Consider the following 1,965-nt stretch of genomic DNA (forward strand, 5'->3'; position numbering starts at 1 on the left):
GCCCGGCCCGATCGCCGGCCGCGGCAGCGGGCAGTGCGGAGCCGACCCCATCCCCGTCCAGGTCACCGCGGTCGTCACCTGCTCGCCCGGCGTGAAGGTCTTGATCAGCGTCTCGTTGGACGGCGCGCAGTCCAGGTTCGACCACAGCCGCTTGTTGTCCAGCGAGTACACGTAGGCGGCCAGCACCGCGGCGCCGACGTCACGCTTGCACGACACCAGGCCGATGTTGGTGACGACCATGGTGAACTTCGGCTGATCACCGATGAAGTACTGCGGCGCATTGGTCAGGCCCTTGACGGCCAGCGTCGAATCGGGGCAGTCGTCGCCCTCTTTCAGCACCGGCGGCGGCTGCACCGCGGCGGTCGGGGTGGGCATCTCCGGGTTCTGGCCCTGTTGCGGCACCGGCGTGGGCTGCTCACCGGGCGCGATCGGCGGAGGCGCCTGCGGCGCAGGTGATCCCGGCTTGCTCTGAGCGGAATTGGGCTTGTCGGCACTGGCGGGCTTGGCGCCCGAGCTGTGTCCCATGAAGGCGATGACCGCGGCGACCACGATCCCTACGACGACGACCGCGACGCCCACGGCCAGGCCACGGCGCCGCCAATAGATCTCGGTGGGTAGCGGGCCACGCGGTTCCAGATCCAGCACGTTTGCAGCGTAGGCCCAGGTCACGTCGAGTTGCCTGACCCGCCCCGGCGTGTCGCGGGGTTTGCTGGCTGACGGCCGTGTTAGTGCCGGCCGCGCCGGGGCCTATTCGCCGATGTCCCCGACGTGGTCGACCAGCGCCGCGCGCCCGTCGGAAAGGTGATAGGTCGCGCCCGCCAGCGCCAGGGTGCCCGCCGCCACCCGCTCGGCGATCGCGCTCGAACGCGACACCAGCTGCGCGATCGTTTCGCGCACGTGCCGTTCCTCGAACTCGTCGACGCGACTGAGCCCGTCGCGGCGGCCCATCAAGATCGACGGCGCGACTCGCTCCACCACGTCCCGCACGAAACCGCCCGGGATCGCACCGTCGTTGATCGCGCCCAGCGCGGCCTTGACCGCGCCGCAGCTGTCGTGACCCAGCACCACGATGAGCGGCACGTCCAGCACCGTCACCGCGAACTCGATGGAACCCAGCACCGCCGAGTCGATCGCCTGCCCGGCCGTGCGCACCACGAACATGTCGCCCAGGCCCTGGTCGAAAATGAGCTCGGCCGCCACCCGACTGTCGGCGCAACCGAACACGACAGCGGTGGGCTTCTGCCCTGCGGCCAGGCTGGCCCGGTGTTCGACACTCTGGCTGGGATGCTGCGGCTTTCCTGCGACGAATCGCTCGTTACCCTCTTTGAGTGCTTTCCACGCGGTTACGGGGCTGGTGTTAGGCATGGCTGACATCATGCCGCATCCGCGGGTGAACGGGCGGCCAAATATTCCGGGCGACGAGTTGCTCGAGTGGTACGAGCGATCCCGCCGCGATCTGCCTTGGCGTGAGCCCGGCGTGAGCGCGTGGCAGATCCTGGTCAGCGAGTTCATGCTGCAGCAGACGCCGGTGTCGCGGGTGCTGCCGATCTGGTCGGACTGGGTGCTGCGGTGGCCCACCCCGTCGGCCACCGCCGCCGCCAGCGCCGCCGACGTGCTGCGGGCGTGGGGCAAGCTGGGCTATCCGCGGCGGGCCAAGCGCCTGCACGAGTGCGCGACCGTTATCGCGCGCGACTACGGCGACGTGGTGCCCGAGGATGTCGACATCCTCCTGACGTTGCCGGGCATCGGCAGCTACACCGCGCGCGCCGTCGCCTGTTTCGCCTACCGGCAGTCGGTCCCGGTGGTGGACACCAACGTGCGCCGGGTGGTGGCCCGCGCCGTGCGCGGGCTGGCCGATGCCGGTTCGCCGTCGGCGGTGCGGGACATGGCCGACGTCGCTGCCCTGCTGCCCGCGGACGAAACGGCGCCGCGGTTCTCCGTCGCCCTGATGGAACTCGGCGCGAC

General features: G+C 70.4%; 3 protein-coding genes. 1 reads left to right on the forward strand and 2 read right to left on the reverse strand.

Features of this window, described 5'->3' with window-relative positions; all coding sequences use genetic code 11:
- Together A9X05_RS26045 and A9X05_RS26050 are read right to left on the reverse strand one after the other, a co-directional pair.
- Positions 1-645 (reverse strand): hypothetical protein (locus A9X05_RS26045; protein WP_156737001.1); only part of this gene is annotated, 645 nt, incomplete at its 3' end.
- A 102-nt stretch (positions 646-747) separates the two neighbouring features.
- Positions 748-1,365, reverse strand: coding sequence for a carbonic anhydrase (locus A9X05_RS26050; protein ID WP_067747827.1), 618 nt, complete (start codon positions 1,363-1,365; stop codon positions 748-750).
- On the opposite strand from A9X05_RS26050, the gene A9X05_RS26055 reads away from it, so the two are divergent.
- The coding region (locus A9X05_RS26055; protein WP_067785030.1) for an adenine glycosylase at positions 1,364-1,965 on the forward strand (602 nt) is incomplete at its 3' end. The genes A9X05_RS26050 and A9X05_RS26055 overlap by 2 nt on opposite strands.

The organism is Mycobacterium sp. E3298 (assembly GCF_001666895.1).
In the GTDB taxonomy this organism is placed as follows: Bacteria; Actinomycetota; Actinomycetes; order Mycobacteriales; family Mycobacteriaceae; genus Mycobacterium.

Coding starts and splice junctions, on each gene's coding strand:
- A9X05_RS26050 (WP_067747827.1), bottom strand. CDS start 1,365: ATGCCTAACACCAGCCCCGTAACCGCGTGGAAAGCACTCAAAGAGGGT.